The organism is Serratia sp. (in: enterobacteria) (genome assembly GCF_046715635.1).
Lineage (GTDB): Bacteria > Pseudomonadota > Gammaproteobacteria > Enterobacterales > Enterobacteriaceae > Chania.
On record NZ_JBKJYW010000215.1, the window covers coordinates 1 to 16535 of the forward strand.

General features: G+C 54.1%; 20 protein-coding genes. 9 read left to right on the forward strand and 11 right to left on the reverse strand.

Features of this window, described 5'->3' with window-relative positions:
- Together ACLQ7H_RS10730 and ACLQ7H_RS10735 are read left to right on the forward strand one after the other, a co-directional pair.
- Positions 1 to 315: DUF2867 domain-containing protein (locus ACLQ7H_RS10730; protein ID WP_411752646.1), on the forward strand; the 315-nt coding region annotated here is incomplete at its 5' end.
- Positions 316 to 466: 151 nt separating this feature from the next.
- Positions 467 to 1477: an NAD-dependent epimerase/dehydratase family protein gene (locus tag ACLQ7H_RS10735; protein WP_411752647.1), complete on the forward strand. Its 1011-nt coding sequence runs from the start codon at positions 467 to 469 to the stop codon at positions 1475 to 1477.
- Positions 1478 to 1767: 290 nt separating this feature from the next.
- Here the strand turns inward: ACLQ7H_RS10735 and ACLQ7H_RS10740 are convergent, their stop codons facing one another.
- From ACLQ7H_RS10740 to ACLQ7H_RS10750, 3 genes are all read right to left on the reverse strand, one after another.
- Entirely contained in the window at positions 1768 to 2604 is an 837-nt protein-coding gene (locus tag ACLQ7H_RS10740; RefSeq protein WP_411752648.1) for an N-acetylmuramoyl-L-alanine amidase, read from the reverse strand.
- Positions 2605 to 2636: 32 nt separating this feature from the next.
- Entirely contained in the window at positions 2637 to 2909 is a 273-nt protein-coding gene (locus ACLQ7H_RS10745; protein ID WP_411752649.1) for a hypothetical protein, read from the reverse strand.
- 119 nt (positions 2910 to 3028) lie between these two features.
- Positions 3029 to 3352 carry a heavy metal-binding domain-containing protein gene (locus ACLQ7H_RS10750; RefSeq protein WP_411752650.1) on the reverse strand — a complete coding sequence of 108 codons (324 nt, stop codon included), beginning with the start codon at positions 3350 to 3352 and terminating at the stop codon, positions 3029 to 3031.
- A gap of 177 nt (positions 3353 to 3529) precedes the next feature.
- On the opposite strand from ACLQ7H_RS10750, the gene ACLQ7H_RS10755 reads away from it, so the two are divergent.
- The 6 genes from ACLQ7H_RS10755 (at position 3530) to artJ (ACLQ7H_RS10780) (ending at position 8158) form a co-directional block, all read left to right on the forward strand.
- Positions 3530 to 4078, forward strand: coding sequence for a lipoprotein (locus tag ACLQ7H_RS10755; protein ID WP_411752651.1), 549 nt, complete (start codon positions 3530 to 3532; stop codon positions 4076 to 4078).
- 265 nt (positions 4079 to 4343) lie between these two features.
- Entirely contained in the window at positions 4344 to 5072 is a 729-nt protein-coding gene (gene artP, locus ACLQ7H_RS10760) for an arginine ABC transporter ATP-binding protein ArtP (RefSeq protein WP_411752664.1), read from the forward strand.
- Positions 5073 to 5104: 32 nt separating this feature from the next.
- On the forward strand, positions 5105 to 5836 hold the full coding sequence (gene artJ / locus ACLQ7H_RS10765) for an arginine ABC transporter substrate-binding protein (protein ID WP_411752652.1): 732 nt from the start codon (positions 5105 to 5107) through the stop codon (positions 5834 to 5836).
- Between the two features lie 9 nt (positions 5837 to 5845).
- Positions 5846 to 6562, forward strand: coding sequence for an arginine ABC transporter permease ArtQ (gene artQ / locus ACLQ7H_RS10770; RefSeq protein WP_411752653.1), 717 nt, complete (start codon positions 5846 to 5848; stop codon positions 6560 to 6562).
- Positions 6562 to 7230, forward strand: coding sequence for an arginine ABC transporter permease ArtM (gene artM / locus ACLQ7H_RS10775; protein WP_411752654.1), 669 nt, complete (start codon positions 6562 to 6564; stop codon positions 7228 to 7230). The genes artQ and artM overlap by 1 nt, the downstream gene beginning before the upstream one ends.
- 193 nt (positions 7231 to 7423) lie before the next feature.
- On the forward strand, positions 7424 to 8158 hold the full coding sequence (gene artJ / locus ACLQ7H_RS10780) for an arginine ABC transporter substrate-binding protein (RefSeq protein WP_411752655.1): 735 nt from the start codon (positions 7424 to 7426) through the stop codon (positions 8156 to 8158).
- 165 nt (positions 8159 to 8323) lie between these two features.
- Here artJ (ACLQ7H_RS10780) and rlmC read toward each other — a convergent pair whose 3' ends face one another.
- From rlmC to ACLQ7H_RS10820, 8 genes are all read right to left on the reverse strand, one after another.
- Positions 8324 to 9451 carry a 23S rRNA (uracil(747)-C(5))-methyltransferase RlmC gene (gene rlmC, locus ACLQ7H_RS10785; RefSeq protein ID WP_411752656.1) on the reverse strand — a complete coding sequence of 376 codons (1128 nt, stop codon included), beginning with the start codon at positions 9449 to 9451 and terminating at the stop codon, positions 8324 to 8326.
- A gap of 144 nt (positions 9452 to 9595) precedes the next feature.
- Positions 9596 to 10441 (reverse strand): putrescine ABC transporter permease PotI, encoded by an 846-nt coding sequence (gene potI, locus ACLQ7H_RS10790; RefSeq protein WP_411752657.1) that lies wholly within the window; start codon positions 10439 to 10441, stop codon positions 9596 to 9598.
- Positions 10438 to 11400, reverse strand: a complete 963-nt coding sequence (gene potH, locus ACLQ7H_RS10795; protein ID WP_021804975.1) for a putrescine ABC transporter permease PotH — start codon at positions 11398 to 11400, stop codon at positions 10438 to 10440. The genes potI and potH overlap by 4 nt, the downstream gene beginning before the upstream one ends.
- A 24-nt stretch (positions 11401 to 11424) precedes the next feature.
- Positions 11425 to 12558 (reverse strand): putrescine ABC transporter ATP-binding subunit PotG, encoded by a 1134-nt coding sequence (gene potG / locus ACLQ7H_RS10800; protein ID WP_411752658.1) that lies wholly within the window; start codon positions 12556 to 12558, stop codon positions 11425 to 11427.
- Between the two features lie 133 nt (positions 12559 to 12691).
- Complete coding sequence (potF, locus tag ACLQ7H_RS10805) at positions 12692 to 13801, reverse strand: spermidine/putrescine ABC transporter substrate-binding protein PotF (RefSeq protein ID WP_411752659.1); 1110 nt, start codon at positions 13799 to 13801, stop codon at positions 12692 to 12694.
- 395 nt (positions 13802 to 14196) lie between these two features.
- Positions 14197 to 14676: a YbjN domain-containing protein gene (locus ACLQ7H_RS10810; RefSeq protein WP_411752660.1), complete on the reverse strand. Its 480-nt coding sequence runs from the start codon at positions 14674 to 14676 to the stop codon at positions 14197 to 14199.
- 174 nt (positions 14677 to 14850) lie between these two features.
- A complete protein-coding gene (gene rimK, locus ACLQ7H_RS10815; RefSeq protein ID WP_411752661.1) occupies positions 14851 to 15753 on the reverse strand; it encodes a 30S ribosomal protein S6--L-glutamate ligase in 903 nt (300 codons plus the stop codon).
- 57 nt (positions 15754 to 15810) lie between these two features.
- Positions 15811 to 16110, reverse strand: a complete 300-nt coding sequence (locus ACLQ7H_RS10820; RefSeq protein WP_411752662.1) for a YbjC family protein — start codon at positions 16108 to 16110, stop codon at positions 15811 to 15813.
- A 237-nt stretch (positions 16111 to 16347) separates the two neighbouring features.
- On the opposite strand from ACLQ7H_RS10820, the gene ACLQ7H_RS10825 reads away from it, so the two are divergent.
- A partial coding sequence (locus tag ACLQ7H_RS10825; RefSeq protein WP_411752663.1) for a GrxA family glutaredoxin occupies positions 16348 to 16535 on the forward strand: 188 nt, incomplete at its 3' end.

The following is a 16535-nucleotide window of genomic DNA, read 5'->3' on the forward strand; positions in this document are numbered from 1 at the left end:
TATGGCCGACCGCAGCGTGACACCCTGGAAATCGGCGATCTGGTCGATGGCTGGAAGGTGATCACCAAGAAACCATTACGGCAGTTGGCATTGATGTTCGGGATGAAAGCGCCGGGGCTTGGCCGTCTGACCTTCAGCATCAAAGACCTGGGCGATCGCCGCCAGCTCGATGTCCGCGCCTGGTGGCATCCTGCCGGTTTCAGCGGGCTGTTATACTGGTTTGTCATGATGCCCGCTCACCTGTTTATTTTCCGTGGCATGGCCAAACGGATTGCCCAATTGGCCGAAGAGTACGATAACCAGCGCCCTCATTAGTCCAAATGTCGATCAACCGCACAGTTTGCTGCTGCGGTTAGGTCCTTTCTCATTGCATAGCGCACAAAATCACGAAAGAATGGCACCTTATTTGCTGGGGCGCGCTAAAACGCCCTCAGCATTCTGATTTTGGGTGAGAACAGAGTGAGTTATGAAGGTATTGGTCACCGGTGCAACCAGTGGGTTAGGCCGTAACGCCGTTGAATATCTCCGCCGCCAAGGCATAAAAGTGCGTGCCACCGGGCGCAATCAGGCCATGGGTCGCCTGCTGGAAAAACTGGGTGCCGAATTCATCCATTGCGATCTCACCAACCTGATCTCTTCACAGGCCAAAGCCATGCTGGTGGATGTGGACGTGCTGTGGCACTGCTCCGGTTTCACTTCCCCATGGGGCACGGAAGAAGCCTTCGAACTGGCCAACGTACGCGCGACTCGCCGCCTGGGAGAATGGGCTGCGGCCTACGGCGTGGAACGGTTTATTCATATTTCGTCGCCGGCGATTTACTTTGATTATCACCATCACCGCAATGTGGATGAAGACTTCCGCCCGGTTCGTTATGCCAACGAGTTTGCTCGCAGCAAGGCCGCCGGAGAACAGGTAGTGCAACAGTTGGCGCTGTCCAACCCGCAAACCCACTTCACCATTCTGCGCCCACAGGGGTTATTTGGCCCACATGACAAGATCATGCTGCCGCGCCTGCTGCATATGATCAAACATTATGGCAGCCTGCTGTTGCCGCGTGGCGGGGATGCACTGGTCGATATGACCTATCTGGATAATGCGGTACACGCCATGTGGCTGGCCACCGTGAAGGAAGACACCCCTTCAGGGCGGGCCTACAACATCTCCAACCAGCAAGCCTGCCCGTTGCGCGTCGTACTGCAACAGTTGATCGATGAATTGGGCATGAAGTGCCGCATCCGCTCGGTGCCCTACCCGATGCTGGATATGATGGCGCGTGGCATGGAAAAGCTGGGCAGTAAAAGCGATAAAGAACCCGTCTTGACCCATTACAGCGTCGCCAAGCTCAATTTCGATCTGACGTTGAACACCACTCGTGCACAGCAGGAACTTGGTTATCAACCCGTGGTTTCGCTAGAAGAAGGCATTAGCCGTACCGCTCGCTGGTTGAAAGAGCACGGTAATCTGCACGGGCTATAACTCCCCCTCACCCCAACCCTCTCCCACGGGGAGAGGGAGTTGTTAGCCCCTGCTCATTTGTCAGTAAAGAGATAATCTCAGCAAACTCCATCGCCCACTCATCCAAAGTGCGCCACCGAATTTTCAAACCCACTCGAACGGTCCCCTTCCACAGGGAGAGGCAGTTGTTAGCCCCTGCTCATTTGTCAGTAAAGAGATAATCTCAGCAAACTTGATCGCCCACTCATCCAAAGTGCGCACCGAATTTTCAAACCCACTATGGGGGTTAGGGGGAGGACATTTTTTTGGCGTTAGCGCATAGCTCCGTATTTGCTTAGCAACGCCTCAATAATCGCCTCGCTTTGCGCATCTGGCTCACCGCGATAATCGCTGGGCCGGAAATGCATCTGAAACGCCGCCACCAGATTGCTCTGCTGCTTGGCATCCCAGGTGGGATCGACGCCATAGCCGTAGCGCGCCAGCTTTTCCAACAGTGATGCCATCACCACCGGCGCATGCTTGTCACGACCGGCCAGATAACGTTCCACCTCCCGCTCATCCGGCCAGGCACCAATGCCTGCCTGCGCCAGTTGTTGCCATGGGAAGAGTGGGCCAGGATCCTGTTTGCGCTGCGGGGCGATGTCACTGTGCCCTACTACGTCCGTCGGTTGCAGCGCGTAACGCTGCACAATATCGCGGCTAAGCTGGATCAATAACGCAATTTGCTCTGGCGTATAGGGCTGCCAGTCTGTCTCCAGCAAGTTATGGGTAAAGCCCTGGTTGACGATCTCAATGCCGATCGAGGTGTCGTTCAAATTGGTACGCCCACGCCAATTGCTGGCCCCCGCATGCCAGGCGCGCAACTTTTCAGGAACCAGTTGATAAGCCACAGGTTTACCGTTTTGCCGTGGCGGATGGGCGGGCAGCAAATAATGGGCGCTGACGTGCTCGTCCGTCAGCGTTTTTAGCGATGAGTGAAAGTCTTCTGCGGTGTAATGCATCACCAGGAAACGGATACGCTGATCGGCCCCTGGAGCCTGATGCAGGGTTTCCAACTGATAGCTGCCGTGATCCACCAGCGTGCTGGTGGATTGCTGTTGGCAACCCGTCAAAACTCCAATCGCAGCGATCCACAACCACTTAACCAAAATATGCTCCTTCCTGCTGTGAAATGCCGCCATCAGGATATAGCGGAATCTGACGCAGTCTCTGCCGCACGCAATTGCTGCAACAGCTTTTGTCTACCGTAATAGCTCTTGACCCACGTAACCAGACAGTACAGCCCAAGCGCGGCCTCAATCGAATGATATATGGGGTCAAACTCACCGGTAAAGAACTTAAGCAGAGCCATTCCAAGCGTGACAGCGCCCCCGATCAACAACCAAGTCATCAACTTGGTCAGTTGGCTAATTTTCTGTTGCAGTTCATTACTGATCTTTGTGGTATTTTCCATTTAACTTCCTTGTTATCACACGGCACTGCCGCTGAATGGGTTGGGGATCGCACATATTTAACCGTAGGGGCGCCGCATGCTGCGCCCGCTTAATAGCGTTGTTCACCTGTCGGTGAATGTCAGCGGCTGACTTTAACCGCAGTGCCACTGACGCTGACCATCAGCATGGTGCTGTCTTTACCCACGGTTTGATAATCGATATCAATGCCGACTATTGCGTTGGCCCCCAGTTCTTTGGCCTGCTCCTGCATCTCCTGAAAGGCCAACTGACGCGCCTTGCGCAGCTCTTTCTCGTAGGCACCGGAACGACCGCCAACGATATCACGCACGCCAGCAAAAAAATCGCGGAAAATATTGGCACCCAGAATCGCTTCGCCGGTGACAACGCCGCAATATTCGGTGATGGTAAACCCTTCCAGGGTGTGGGTAGTGGACAATTGCATCAAGAACTCCTTATAAAATCAAATCATTGCTGCGTTATGACAGCTAATTTAAGCGGATGTTCTGTGGCACAATGGCACACAGCACCAATGCAAGGACCAAAAACGCCTTTATACTGTAGGCTATGTTCCGAGGTTTTCGGTCTTCATGGTTGAGAGACTTTTACATAAGGTTATGAGATGAAAACAAAAACGCTTGCTGTTGTTTTACCCTTGGCCCTGTTCTTAAGCGCCTGTACCACCGTCGATCCAGCCTTTAAGGATGTTGGCGTTCGCACTGGCGCCTGCGTGGAAGGTGGCCCGGATACGGTGGCCCAGAAATTCTATGACCTGCGCATTCAGCAAGGCCCAAGCACCGCACTACCGGACAGCAGCCGTCTGGCACAGTTGCAACCTTACCTGAGCCAGGTGCTGTATCAGGATCTGGTCAGTGCTGCTCAGCACCCGGGCAAGCATGCCATCACCGGCGATCTGTTCTCTGGCAATGCCCAGGGGCCAACCAGCGCAACGGTTGCCAGCGCCTCCACCATTCCTAACACCGATGCCAAAAACATCCCGCTGCGTGTACAGCTGACCCACCAGAAAGAGGGTGCCAGTGAAATCAACTGGCAGGACGAAGTGCTGATGGTTCGTGAAGGCACCTGCTGGGTGGTTGACGACATCCGCTTCCTCAACATCCCGCCGCATGCTGCCAGCGGTACGCTGCGTCAGGTCCTTGAGAACCAGTAACAGCAAAAGATGGCAGCCGGGTGTAGTACCTTCCCGGTTGCCAATTAACCCCTTCAAAAGCGCTCAAAAATCCATCACTTTGAGAAAATTAGCTAGCTATCTCACCGTGTGCGCGACAAATCCGCCGTTCAGCCAGCACTCACGGTATCTTCTGCTATTATTTAGTCATTCTGCGACGTACTAATAAATTTTAACTCACAAAGATTGCATAAGTATTCTGTGGAAGTTACCATTCACGGCATCAATGTCTATTCAATTTCAGCGCATGAGTATTCAACTAAAAGATATCAACTGCTTTTACGGCGCACATCAGGCGCTGTTCAACATTACACTGGATTGCCCTGCCGGCGAGACTCTGGTGCTGCTTGGTCCAAGCGGCGCGGGTAAGAGTTCGTTGCTGCGGGTGCTTAACCTGCTCGAAATGCCACGCTCTGGCCACCTGCAAATTGCGGGTAATCAGTTCGACTTTAAACAGTCGCCGGGGGAGAAATCCATCCGCGAACTGCGCCAAAACGTGGGTATGGTGTTCCAGCAGTACAATCTTTGGCCACATCTGAGCGTGGTGCAAAACCTGATCGAAGCGCCCTGCCGCGTACTTGGCCTGACCAAGGCCCAGGCGATGGCGCGTGCCGACAAGTTGCTGACCCGGCTACGTCTGACCGATTTTGCCGATCGTTTCCCACTGCATCTTTCCGGTGGCCAACAACAGCGCGTAGCCATTGCCCGTGCGCTGATGATGGAACCTCAGGTTCTGCTGTTCGATGAGCCTACGGCCGCACTGGATCCGGAAATCACCGCGCAGATCGTCAGCATCATTCGTGAGTTGGCGGGCACCGGCATTACCCAGGTGATCGTCACCCATGAGGTTGAAGTAGCGCGTAAAACCGCCAGCCGCGTGGTGTATATGGAAAATGGCCATATCGTCGAACAGGGCGATGCCAGCCACTTTGCGCAACCGCAAACCGTAGAGTTTGCCAATTACTTATCACACTAATAGCGATATTTGCTGTTCTCAGGGAGTTTGCGATGAAAAAACTACTAATCGCCGCCGTTCTGGCTGGCATCAGCGTTTCTGCCTCAGCAGCCGAAACTATCCGTTTCGCTACCGAAGCTTCCTACCCTCCGTTCGAATTTGTCGCAGCGGATAACAAGATCCAGGGCTTCGACGTCGATCTGGCCAACGCTCTGTGTAAAGAGATGCAGGCTGAGTGTACCTTTACCAACCAGGGCTTCGACAGCCTGATCCCAAGCCTGAAGTTCAAGCGTTTCGACGCCGTGATGGCCGGTATGGATATAACCCCTGAGCGCGAAAAGCAGGTACTGTTCAGCAAGCCTTACTACGATAACTCGGCCCTGTTTATTGCCGAGAAAGGCAAAGTGGCAGACGTTGCCGCGCTGAAAGGCAAACGCGTTGGTGTGCAAAACGGCACCACGCACCAAAAATTCCTTAACGATAAACACCCGGAAATCACCACCGTGGGTTACGACAGCTACCAGAACGCCATTCTGGATCTGAAAAATGGCCGTGTTGATGCGGTGTTCGGTGATACCGCCGTGGTTAACGAGTGGCTGAAAGAAAACGCTGCGCTGACCGCCGTGGGCGATAAAGTGACGGATAAAGACTATTTCGGTAGCGGTCTGGGCATTGCCATGCGCCTGCAAAATACCGAACTGCAGGGCAAATTCAACGCCGCCCTGGATAAAATCAAGCAGGATGGGACTTACGAAACCATCTACAAAAAATGGTTCCAGCAGTAATCATTACCCATGAATGAAATCCAACCTTTAGCTAGCGCCGCCGGGATGACCGTCGGCCTTGCCGTTTGTGCCCTGGTCCTCGGCCTGATCCTGGCGATGCTGTTTGCCGTCTGGGAGTCATCCCGCTGGAAAGCGGTCAGCTGGCTCGGCACCGCCTGGGTGACCCTGCTGCGCGGCTTGCCAGAAATTCTGGTGGTGCTGTTTATCTATTTCGGCTCTTCACAGCTGCTGATGATGCTGTCCGACGGTTTCGTCCTGAACTTCGGCCTGTTCCAACTGCCGGTACAGCTGTCCATCGATAATTTCGAAGTCAGCCCGTTCCTGTGCGGCGTTATCGCCCTGGCCCTGCTCTATTCCGCCTATGCGTCGCAAACGCTGCGTGGGGCGCTGAAAGCGGTGCCACAGGGCCAGTGGGAGTCCGGCCAGGCTCTGGGGCTAAGCAAGACAGCTATCTTCTTCCGCTTGATCATGCCGCAAATGTGGCGTCACGCACTGCCGGGGCTGGGTAACCAGTGGCTGGTGCTGCTGAAAGATACCGCGCTGGTATCATTGATCAGCGTTAACGATTTGATGTTGCAGACCAAAAGCATTGCCACCCGCACCCAGGAGCCGTTTACTTGGTATGTGATTGCGGCGGCGATCTATCTGGTTGTCACCCTGCTGAGCCAGTACATCCTTAAGCGGATCGAGCTGCGCACAACGCGTTTTGAGCGGGGGCCAGCCTGATGCTTGAATTCATCCCCGACATCATCAAAGGCTTGCATACCAGCCTGTCGCTGACGATCGTCGCACTGATTGTTGCCTTGCTGATGTCGCTAGTGCTGACGGTGATCCTGACGTTAAAAACGCCGGTGCTGACGCAGTTGGTGAAGGTCTACATTACGTTGTTCACCGGTACGCCGTTGCTGGTGCAGATCTTCCTGATTTACTACGGTCCTGGCCAGTTCCCGGCGATCCGTGAATATCCCTGGTTGTGGAACCTGCTGTCGCAACCTTGGCTCTGCGCAATGATTGCATTGGCGCTGAACAGTGCGGCCTACACCACCCTGCTGTTCCATGGGGCGGTACGCGCTATCCCGGCGGGCCAATGGCAATCCTGTGAAGCACTGGGCATGTCACGTCAGCAAACGCTGCGTATTCTGCTGCCGTATGCCTTCAAGCGCGCCTTGTCATCCTATTCCAATGAAGTGGTTCTGGTGTTCAAGAGTACCTCGCTTGCCTATACCATTACGCTGATGGAGGTGATGGGCTACAGCCAACTGATGTATGGCCGGACTTATGACGTGATGGTATTCGGTGCCGCTGGCATTGTGTACCTGTGCGTCAATGGCCTGCTGACATTATTGATGCGTCTGGTTGAACGCCGCGCGTTGGCGTTTGAACGTCGTAACTGAGCCACGCCTCGCTGAACTAGCCCTGCCCATGCGCGGGGCTTTTTTATGGCCAGGAATAATTTTTTAGTCATTTATATTGCATAGTAATTCACTAAATGGCATTGTTATCGGCATAGCCACTCACCATGCCCTTGGGTCATTGTCAGAAAAAGGTGGCGAGACAAAAATCAAATTTACGACAGGAGCCGTACCGATGAAAAAGCTGTTACTTGCCGCCACCATTCTCGCCGGGATCACCTTTAACGCTGCCGCCGCAGACACTATTCGTTTCGCCTCTTCAGCGACCTACCCGCCGTTTGAATCTCTGGATGCCAATAACCAGATCGTCGGTTTTGATATCGATTTGGCCAAGGCCTTGTGCAAACAGATGCAGGCCGACTGCACCTTTACCAACCAGGCCTTTGACAGCCTGATCGCCGCGCTGAAATTCAAAAAATATGACGCGGTGATTTCCGGTATGGACATCACGCCAGAGCGCAGCAAACAGGTGACTTTTACCCAGCCCTATTATGCCAACTCGGCCATCGTCATTGCTCAGAAAGGCAAGTTCACCACGCTGGCGGATTTGAAGGGCAAAAAGCTAGGGATGGAAAACGGCACCACGCATCAAAAATACTTGCAGGACAAGCACCCGGAAATCAATACCGTGTCTTATGACAGCTACCAAAACGCCGTGCTGGAGCTGAAGAATGGCCGTATTGATGGCGTGTTCGGTGACACTGCGGTGGTTAATGAATGGCTGAAGAATAACCCGGAACTGGCTGCCGTAGGCGAGCATGTAACCGATGCGCAGTACTTTGGTACCGGCCTGGGCATTGCCGTACGCCCGGATAATCAGGCGCTACTGGCCAAGCTGAATGCAGCGCTGGATGCGATCAAGGCGGATGGGACCTACAAGGCGATCAACGATAAGTGGTTCCCACAATAATTCCCCTCACCCCAACCCCACAGGGAGAGGGAGCTGTTCGGAGTGCGTAGTTAGCCCATGCAACTTCGGAAAGCAGGGAGTAAGAACGAGAAAGACAAGGTATTACTCAGAACAATCAACAAACTCGATCGGTCCCCTCTCCCTGTGGGTTAGGGTGAGGGGCAACTATTTCCGGATCAGCAGCGTTAATACTTCGTAATGGGCAGTGTGCGGGAACATATCAAACAGTTGCACGCGCTCGACGCGGTAATCGGGCAACATCGCCAAATCCTTCGCCATACTTAACGCATTACAGCTGGAATAAAGAATATAACCCGGCGCCATGCGGTTGAGATAATCGCACAGCTCCTTGCCAATTCCCCGGCGCGGCGGGTTCACCAAGACCAACTCAGGAACTTCCCCCTCTGCGGTGGCAAATCGGGTCGAATCCAGCGCCTGGAAATCAACCTGCTGCAAACCTAGGGTTTGCGCCGACTGTTTGGCACAGGCGATCGCCTCTGCGCTGATTTCAATGCCGGTCAGCCTGGTTTGCGGCTGTGCGCAATGCAACCCGAAGCCGCCAACGCCACAAAACAGATCCCACATGCTGGCGATACCCAGCGCGCGTACCCAATCCCGTGCGGTGGCATACAGCTGGCTAGCTACCTGCGGATTAGTTTGAAAAAAGCTCTGCGGGCGAATGTACAACGGCACCTGATTGAATCGCTCTTCCAGCGCCTGCTGTTCGGTCAGCGGGATTTCATGCTCGCCTTCCATTATCGCCATATGCACCGGTTGAATATTGGCAGAGATCACCTTCAACTGCGGCAACTGTTGCTGTAACCAGGGTAAGGCAGCACGCAGTTGCGCCAGCTTACTCTCAGAACGCAGCACAAAGCGTAGCATCAGGCCGCCGCTGAAGGTGCTTTCCGTCAACAGCAAATACTTCAATTCGCCACGCTTGCGCGCCACGTTATAAGGCGTTAACCCGGCGCGGGGGATAAAGTCTTTTAAGACCGCTAAAATCGGGGCAAAACTGGCCGGATACAACGGACAATCACACAGGTCTACCGGCGTGCCATCGCGGTGCAACATGCCAAGCAAGGGCCGCTCAACGCTACCGCTGACCACCATTTTCGCCTTGTTGCGAAATGCGCTCTGTTCACCCGTCACCGGTTCCAACCACTGCGCGACATCGCGATCCGCTAGCAAGGATTGCAGATGATGTTGTTTTTCTTCCAGTTGCTGGGAATAAGGCTTTTCCAGCCACTGGCAGGAACGGCAGGTGCCCGCCGAGTACAAAGCGCAATGCATGAATAGTAACCGTTAAATCAGGATGACCAATGAGGGCGCAGATTGTACCACCCAACGCGGATAAAAACTTATTTACCAGGCCAGCAGAAGATAAAACGCCGCCCGGTCAGGCGGCGCTTGAGGTTCGATTAATCGTCAACAGCATTAGCCACGAGCGGCCCTTTGCAGTTCACGCGCACGCTGTTTTTCCGCCCGCGCCATAAACCACCAGGCAATAAACCCGATGATCCCCACCACCAGCAGGATCAGCGTTGCCAAGGCGTTGATCTCCGGGTTAACCCCCATCCGCACGCTGGAGAATACCAGCATTGGCAAGGTGGTGGCCCCAGGCCCGGCTACGAAACTGGCAATCACCAGATCGTCCAACGAGAGAGTAAACGCCAGCATCCAGCCGGAGATCAGCGCCGGGGCAATCATCGGCAAGGTGATCACGGAAAACACTTTCAGTGGCGTTGCGCCCAAATCCATCGCCGCCTCTTCGATCGAACGATCCAGCTCACGCAGGCGCGAACTGATAACGACCGACACATAGGCGGTACAGAAGGTGACGTGCGCCAGCCAGATAGTGAACATCCCGCGCTCCGAAGGCCAACCAAAGGTATGCCCCATCGCCACAAACAGCAGCAGCAGCGACAAACCGGTGATCACGTCTGGCATAACCAACGGTGCGGTGAGCATAAAGGCAAACCCGGTCGAACCCCGGAAACGCCCAAAGCGCACCATCACCATCGCGGCAATGGTGCCGAGGATCACCGCCGCCGTAGCGGAGGCCGCCGCAATGGTCAAACTCAGGCCAACCGCGCTGATCATCGCCGAATCGTGGAACAGTTCGATATACCAACGGAACGACCACCCCGCCCACACGGTAACCAGCTTGGAACTGTTGAACGAGTAGATCACCAGCATCAGCATCGGCGCGTACAAGAAGGTGAAACCGATCACCAGAATCGCTATGCGCCACGGTGAGCGCACTACCGGCAAGTTATTCATCCCTGCCCTCCCATTTCCTTGTTCTGGTGCTTGTGGAACCAGAGAATAGGTACAATCAGCAACAGCAGCATCACGGTCGCAACCGCCGAGGCGACCGGCCAGTCACGGTTATTGAAGAACTCTTGCCAGAGCACGCGACCAATCATGATGCTGTCTGGTCCGCCGAGCAGTTCCGGGATCACAAACTCCCCCACCGCCGGGATAAACACCAGCATCGAGCCGGCAATAATGCCGCCACGCGTCAACGGCATAATCACGCTGAAGAAGGTTTTCAACGGCTTGGCCCCCAGATCCAGCGAGGCTTCAACCAACGAATAGTCAAGGCGCGTTAACGCGGTATAAATTGGCAACACCATAAACGGCAGATAGGAATAAACGATGCCGATATACACCGCCAGATTGGTATGCAGGATCACCAGTGGCTGATCGATCACTCCTAACCACATCAGGAAGTTGTTCAATACCCCGTTGTTCTTCAGTATCCCCATCCAGGCATACACGCGGATCAGGAATGACGTCCAGGAAGGCAGGATCACCAACAGCAGCAGAATGTTACGGGTCGACGGTTTACTGTGCGCCACTGCCCACGCCAGCGGATAGCCGATCACCAGGCAGCACAGCGTTGAAACCGCCGCGATCTGCAGGGATTGCAGATAGGCATCAATGTATAGCGGATCATCGGTCAACTGCAGGTAGTTGGCAAAGTTCAGCGCAATATCAAGTTTGCCGTCTGCCCAACTCATCAGGTCGGTATAAGGCGGTACCGCCAAGGCCAGCTCCGACAGACTGATCTTGAACACGATCAGGAACGGCAGCATAAACAGCAGCAGCAGCCACAGCAGCGGCAGCGCGATCACCAGCTTGCGGCCATGGGCCATCTGCAAACGTTGGATAAACGCCTTAATCGGACCGGGTACTCTTGCCGGAGGCTCCGGCGAACGTTCAGAAAGCAATGTCATGGTAGTTACTCCTCACTTTCTCAACTACACCGTCAGAACCACACAACTGTCGGTTTCCCAACACAGGCGCACTTCATCACCCCAGGTAGGCATCCCTTTACGGAAGCGATGGCCGTTCTGCAATTGCGCACTGATCATCTGCCCGCTGAGCAGCTTGACGTGGTAGATCGACAGATCGCCCAGATAGGCGATGTTCACCACCTCACCCACCGCAAAGTTGCAGCCGTCTTCCGGTACTTCCTCACACAGCATGATCTTTTCCGGGCGGAGCGCGACCTGAATAGGCACGCCGTCCACTACCGAAGAATCAGGATCGACCTTGAGCGCATGGCGTAAACCCGGGCTTTGCAGGATCAGCGCATCGTCCCGCCGCTCCAGCAACACGCAATCGAACACGTTGACCGAACCGATAAACTCGGCGCTGAAACGGCTGTTCGGGTGCTCGTAAATCTCTTCCGGCTCACCGATTTGCACAAACTTGCCGCGGTTCATGATGGCGATACGGCCAGCCATGGTCATCGCTTCTTCCTGATCGTGCGTCACCATGACACAGGTCGCGCCCACGCGTTCCAGGATATCCACCACTTCCAGCTGCATGCGATCGCGCAGTTTCTTATCCAGCGCGCCCATCGGCTCGTCCAGCAGCAACAGCTTTGGCCGTTTGGCCAGGCTGCGAGCCAGTGCTACACGCTGACGCTGACCGCCGGAAAGCTGGTGAGGCTTGCGCTTGGCGTATTCCTGCATGTGCACCAGGGTGAGCATTTCGGTGACACGTTCGTTAATTTCCGCGCGTGGCATTTTATCCTGCTTGAGGCCAAACGCGATGTTCTGCTCCACCGTCATATGGGGGAACAGCGCGTAGGACTGGAACATCATATTGACCGGGCGCTGATATGGCGGCACGTGGGACATGTCCTGGCCATCGAGGACAATTTGCCCTTCCGTCGGCTGTTCAAAACCGGCCAACATACGCAGCAACGTGGATTTTCCGCAGCCAGAAGGCCCCAGTAGCGCAAAGATTTCGCCCTTGTAGATCGTCAGGCTGACGTCTTCTACCGCATTCTGGCCGTCAAAGGTTTTGGTGAGGTTACGGATTTCCAGCAGAGGGGTGAAAACCTTCTGCGATTTGGCTTGCGGACGAGGGATAACGTCGTTCAATCGGGGTGCTCTCCGGCTAAAGCAGTGCGAACAACCACAGCAATTGCCATGGCCCAAAATGGCAATGCAGGCGGGTTAACCCCACCTGCTTATCAATACCGGGTCCAGCATGCTGAGCCCTTACATCTACGCATCATTTACCGCTTTTAACTTTAGTCCATGCACGGGTAACAACACGGTCAAGTTTCGGCGTCTGTACGTTCAGCGTGTACAGTTTGCCGCGAATATCTGCCGGTGGGTAAACGTTCGGGTTATCACGCACCTCGGCATTCACCAGCGGCGTAGCGTCTTTCACCGCGTTCGCATAAAACACGTGGTTGCTGATATCCGCGATCACTTCTGGCTTAAGCAGGAAGTTCAGGAACTGATAGGCAGCATCTTTGTTTTTAGCATCGGCTGGCATCGCAAACATGTCAAAGTAGGTCAGCGCCCCTTCTTTTGGAATGGAGTAAGCCACATTGACGCCGTTCTTGGCTTCCTTGGCACGGTTGGCGGCCTGCATAATATCGCCAGACCAGCCTATGGCCACGCAAATATCCCCGTTAGCCAGATCGTTAATGTACTGGGAAGAGTGGAAGTAGCGGATATTCGGGCGCAGCTTCATCAGCAGATCGTTGGCCGCACCGGTGTAATCTTCCGCACTGGTGCTGTTAGGATCTTTGCCCAGATAGTGTAAAACGGTGGCATAGACTTCGCTTGGCGCATCCAGGAAGGAGACACCACAGCTTTTCAGCTTCTCCAGGTTTTCCGGTTTGAGGATCAGGTCCCAGCTATCGACCGGGGCATCTTTACCCAGCACCGCTTTGACCTTATCGACGTTATAGCCAATGCCGGTGGTCACCATCATGTAAGGGATACCGTACTTATTCTCCTTGTCGTTTTGCGCAACCAGTTGCAGCATCTCGGGATCAAGGTTTTTGTAATTAGGTATCTTGCTCTTGTCCAGCGCTTCAAAAATTCCGGCTTTGGACTGGCGCTCAAGGAAGTTGGAGGAAGGAACCACCAAGTCATAACCGGTGCTGCCCGCCATCAGTTTGCCTTCCAGAACCTCGTTGGAATCAAAGACGTCATACACCACTTTAATGCCGGTTTCTTTCTGGAATTTGGCCAGGGTATCCGGCGCAATGTAGTCGGACCAATTGTAGATGTGCAGCGTATTGTCTGCGGCCGACGCGGTGAGGCAAGCCGTCATCAGCAAGCTGCCAACCACACCCGATAACCACTTTTTACGTTGGGTGACCATCCGTAACTTCCTCCAAAACAAGGGGTAAATTTGTATCCTGAAATGATACAACGCCTTTGATTAGCCGAGCGCACTCGTTGCGATCGCGAGTGAATAGCTATGCAGTTGATTGCATGCGATTTTCTCACCTGCCAGCTCACGAGGTCACAAACAGGAGCGTGAGCCTTTAGCAAGATCAGCAGCATAACCGGAGTTGCCAGACGGTGCCAGCCTCCAGGGTAAAAAATGCCTTTTATCGATTAATTATGCACGGGTTCTGGATGTGATGCGGCAATAACGCCCTAAAAGACGAGAAATATCTGGCAATAAGGGGAGAAACACAGAATATCTGGTTGTGGGGGAAAGCCCAGGCTGCGTGCCGCCAGATCTGCGGCACACATAATGTACAGCGAAGATTAATGCAGCATCGGTTGGCTGGCGACGGTAGCCGGGTTCTCTTCTTCATCACCCATAAACAGCAGATCGTTCGCCCTGGCTTCCAGGATCACCATCGAGATCTGTTCTTCGCCCTGTTGCATAAAGTGGGCAAACTGCTCATAGGCCACGCCCACGGCAATGCTCAAAGACTGGCACACGATCAGCTTTGGCAAGTTATCGTCTTGAATATCAACAAAGGCCTTGATGGTCAACGAGCTGGCATTGATTTGACTGAGATCGGCAACCAGCGGGATCAGTGCGGTTGGCTTGACTTCGGCCAGCGCAGAAAACAGGATCACGCTATCCACCAGATCGAGCTTGGCATCGAATACGCCGTCAAAGTTTTGCATGTGCGGCAGGTGTAACGCCTGGCAAGAATCACATTCAAAAAACGAGATCCCCAATTGATCCAACCAACGTCGTAATAACGCCAAATCGGGGACGATGAGTGAATCCATAAATTACCAGCCTCACAGGGTTCAAAAACATGAAAAGGCGCATAGCTTACGGAATATTCAATCGAGATGCCACGATCAAAGCCGCTTAATTCACTAATACGACAACATTGTACGGAGTATCCGCAACAGCTATCCCACGTATACGCTTGGCGCAACAGAGGAAAGCGCCATTTCTCACCCGCCAGATTTCAGACGAAAGCCAGGCCGGGCTCGTTGCTCAATGTACTCGATCATCATGCCTGCAATATCCAACCCGGTAGTGGTTTCTACGCCTTCCAACCCCGGTGAAGCATTCACTTCCATCACCAGTGGGCCACGATCGGCCCGCAGGATATCGACCCCGGCGACATCCAGCCCCAGCGTCTCCACGGCCTTGATCGCGGTAGCACGCTCCTTGCTGGTGATATGCACTTTACGGGCCGTACCGCCACGGTGCAGGTTCGAACGAAATTCCCCAGGCTTTGCCTGACGCTCAATCGCAGCAACTACCCTGCCCCCAACGACCAGGCAGCGGATATCACAGCCGTTGGCTTCACGAATGTACTCCTGCACCAGGATGTGGGCGTTCAGGCCACGAAAGGCGTCGATCACGCTCTCCGCCGCCTGGCGGGTTTCGGCCAATACCACGCCGATCCCCTGGGTCCCTTCAACCAGTTTCACCACCAGCGGTGCGCCCCCCACCAGTTCGATCAAATCACCGGTATCATCCGGTGAATGCGCAAAGCCGGTAATAGGCAGATCAATCCCCTGGCGCGCCAGCAGTTGCAGCGAACGCAGCTTGTCACGCGCGCGGGTAATGGCCACGGACTCATTGAGCGGAAAGCTGCCGAGCAGTTCGAACTGACGCAGCACGGCGGTGCCATAAAACGTAATAGCGGAACCGATACGCGGGATCACCGCATCGTAACGTTCTAACTGGCGGCCACGATAATGAATGCTCGGTGCCGCCGGGTTGATATTCATATAGCAAGACTGCGGATCGATAACATCGATACAGTGCCCACGTTGCTCTGCGGCCTCACGCAGTCTTTTACATGAGTACAGCGAACCATCGCGTGAAAGAATGGCAATTTTCACTCGTCACCCCTAAAGGCGTTGATCACCTGCAGTGGCAGGCATTCCCCATAGCCGCGTTTAGTCTTGCGGTCCCTGGTCTTGTTTATCTTTCGGCGGTGTACGCCGATCGTTCTGCGGCGGCAAGCCACCGCGCAGTAGCGGGCTGAACCCTTGTACTACGCGCCAGACTAAAAACGCGGCGGCAGGAACCATCATGAAGACGCCAAGAAAGATCATGCCAACCGCCGCCTGCTGCGAAGCCAGCATGCCCGGCAAACGCACGTAGTCATGAATGCTCAGATAAGAGAGAATCAATAACACCATGCCCAGCCCTTCAAGCACCAGCACCGAACGCGGTAAGTCACCGAATGAACGCATATTTTTTTCTCCAGACTCACTGTGCTCAGTGTAGTTAATTCACCCTCGTAGCAACAGCCCTAGTTGATTAATCGGTTCTATAAATCAGACCAAGAGGCAGATCCTGCTTTTTTTTAGCTCAGCCAACGGGCATAGTAAGCGGCAGACGTGAGTGATAGCGCAACTGAAGTCTTTTTATGACGGAAGGAATGTCGTTACAATAGCGGTTAATTATTAATAACAGACTAGGAGTGTTACATGTTTGCTGTAATCTTCGGGCGTCCGGGCTGTCCTTACTGTGTCCGTGCTAAAGAGCTGGCAGAGAAATTGACTGAAGAGCGTGACGATTTCAACTTCCGTTATGTTGATATCCACGCAGAAGGCATCACCAAGGCCGATTTGGAAAAAACCGTGGGCAAACCGGTAGAAACCGTGCCACAGATCTT

What these genes read in the sequence shown, in the direction of transcription:
- artP (WP_411752664.1), top strand. Translation starts at nt 4,344, where the DNA reads ATGAGTATTCAACTAAAAGATATCAACTGCTTTTACGGCGCACATCAG.
- ACLQ7H_RS10735 (WP_411752647.1), top strand. Translation starts at nt 467, where the DNA reads ATGAAGGTATTGGTCACCGGTGCAACCAGTGGGTTAGGCCGTAACGCC.
- ACLQ7H_RS10755 (WP_411752651.1), top strand. Translation starts at nt 3,530, where the DNA reads ATGAAAACAAAAACGCTTGCTGTTGTTTTACCCTTGGCCCTGTTCTTA.
- rlmC (WP_411752656.1), bottom strand. Translation starts at nt 9,451, where the DNA reads ATGCATTGCGCTTTGTACTCGGCGGGCACCTGCCGTTCCTGCCAGTGG.
- ACLQ7H_RS10810 (WP_411752660.1), bottom strand. Translation starts at nt 14,676, where the DNA reads ATGGATTCACTCATCGTCCCCGATTTGGCGTTATTACGACGTTGGTTG.
- ACLQ7H_RS10745 (WP_411752649.1), bottom strand. Translation starts at nt 2,909, where the DNA reads ATGGAAAATACCACAAAGATCAGTAATGAACTGCAACAGAAAATTAGC.
- artQ (WP_411752653.1), top strand. Translation starts at nt 5,846, where the DNA reads ATGAATGAAATCCAACCTTTAGCTAGCGCCGCCGGGATGACCGTCGGC.
- ACLQ7H_RS10750 (WP_411752650.1), bottom strand. Translation starts at nt 3,352, where the DNA reads ATGCAATTGTCCACTACCCACACCCTGGAAGGGTTTACCATCACCGAA.
- potH (WP_021804975.1), bottom strand. Translation starts at nt 11,400, where the DNA reads ATGACATTGCTTTCTGAACGTTCGCCGGAGCCTCCGGCAAGAGTACCC.
- potI (WP_411752657.1), bottom strand. Translation starts at nt 10,441, where the DNA reads ATGAATAACTTGCCGGTAGTGCGCTCACCGTGGCGCATAGCGATTCTG.
- artM (WP_411752654.1), top strand. Translation starts at nt 6,562, where the DNA reads ATGCTTGAATTCATCCCCGACATCATCAAAGGCTTGCATACCAGCCTG.
- artJ (WP_411752655.1), top strand. Translation starts at nt 7,424, where the DNA reads ATGAAAAAGCTGTTACTTGCCGCCACCATTCTCGCCGGGATCACCTTT.
- potF (WP_411752659.1), bottom strand. Translation starts at nt 13,801, where the DNA reads ATGGTCACCCAACGTAAAAAGTGGTTATCGGGTGTGGTTGGCAGCTTG.
- ACLQ7H_RS10820 (WP_411752662.1), bottom strand. Translation starts at nt 16,110, where the DNA reads ATGCGTTCATTCGGTGACTTACCGCGTTCGGTGCTGGTGCTTGAAGGG.
- artJ (WP_411752652.1), top strand. Translation starts at nt 5,105, where the DNA reads ATGAAAAAACTACTAATCGCCGCCGTTCTGGCTGGCATCAGCGTTTCT.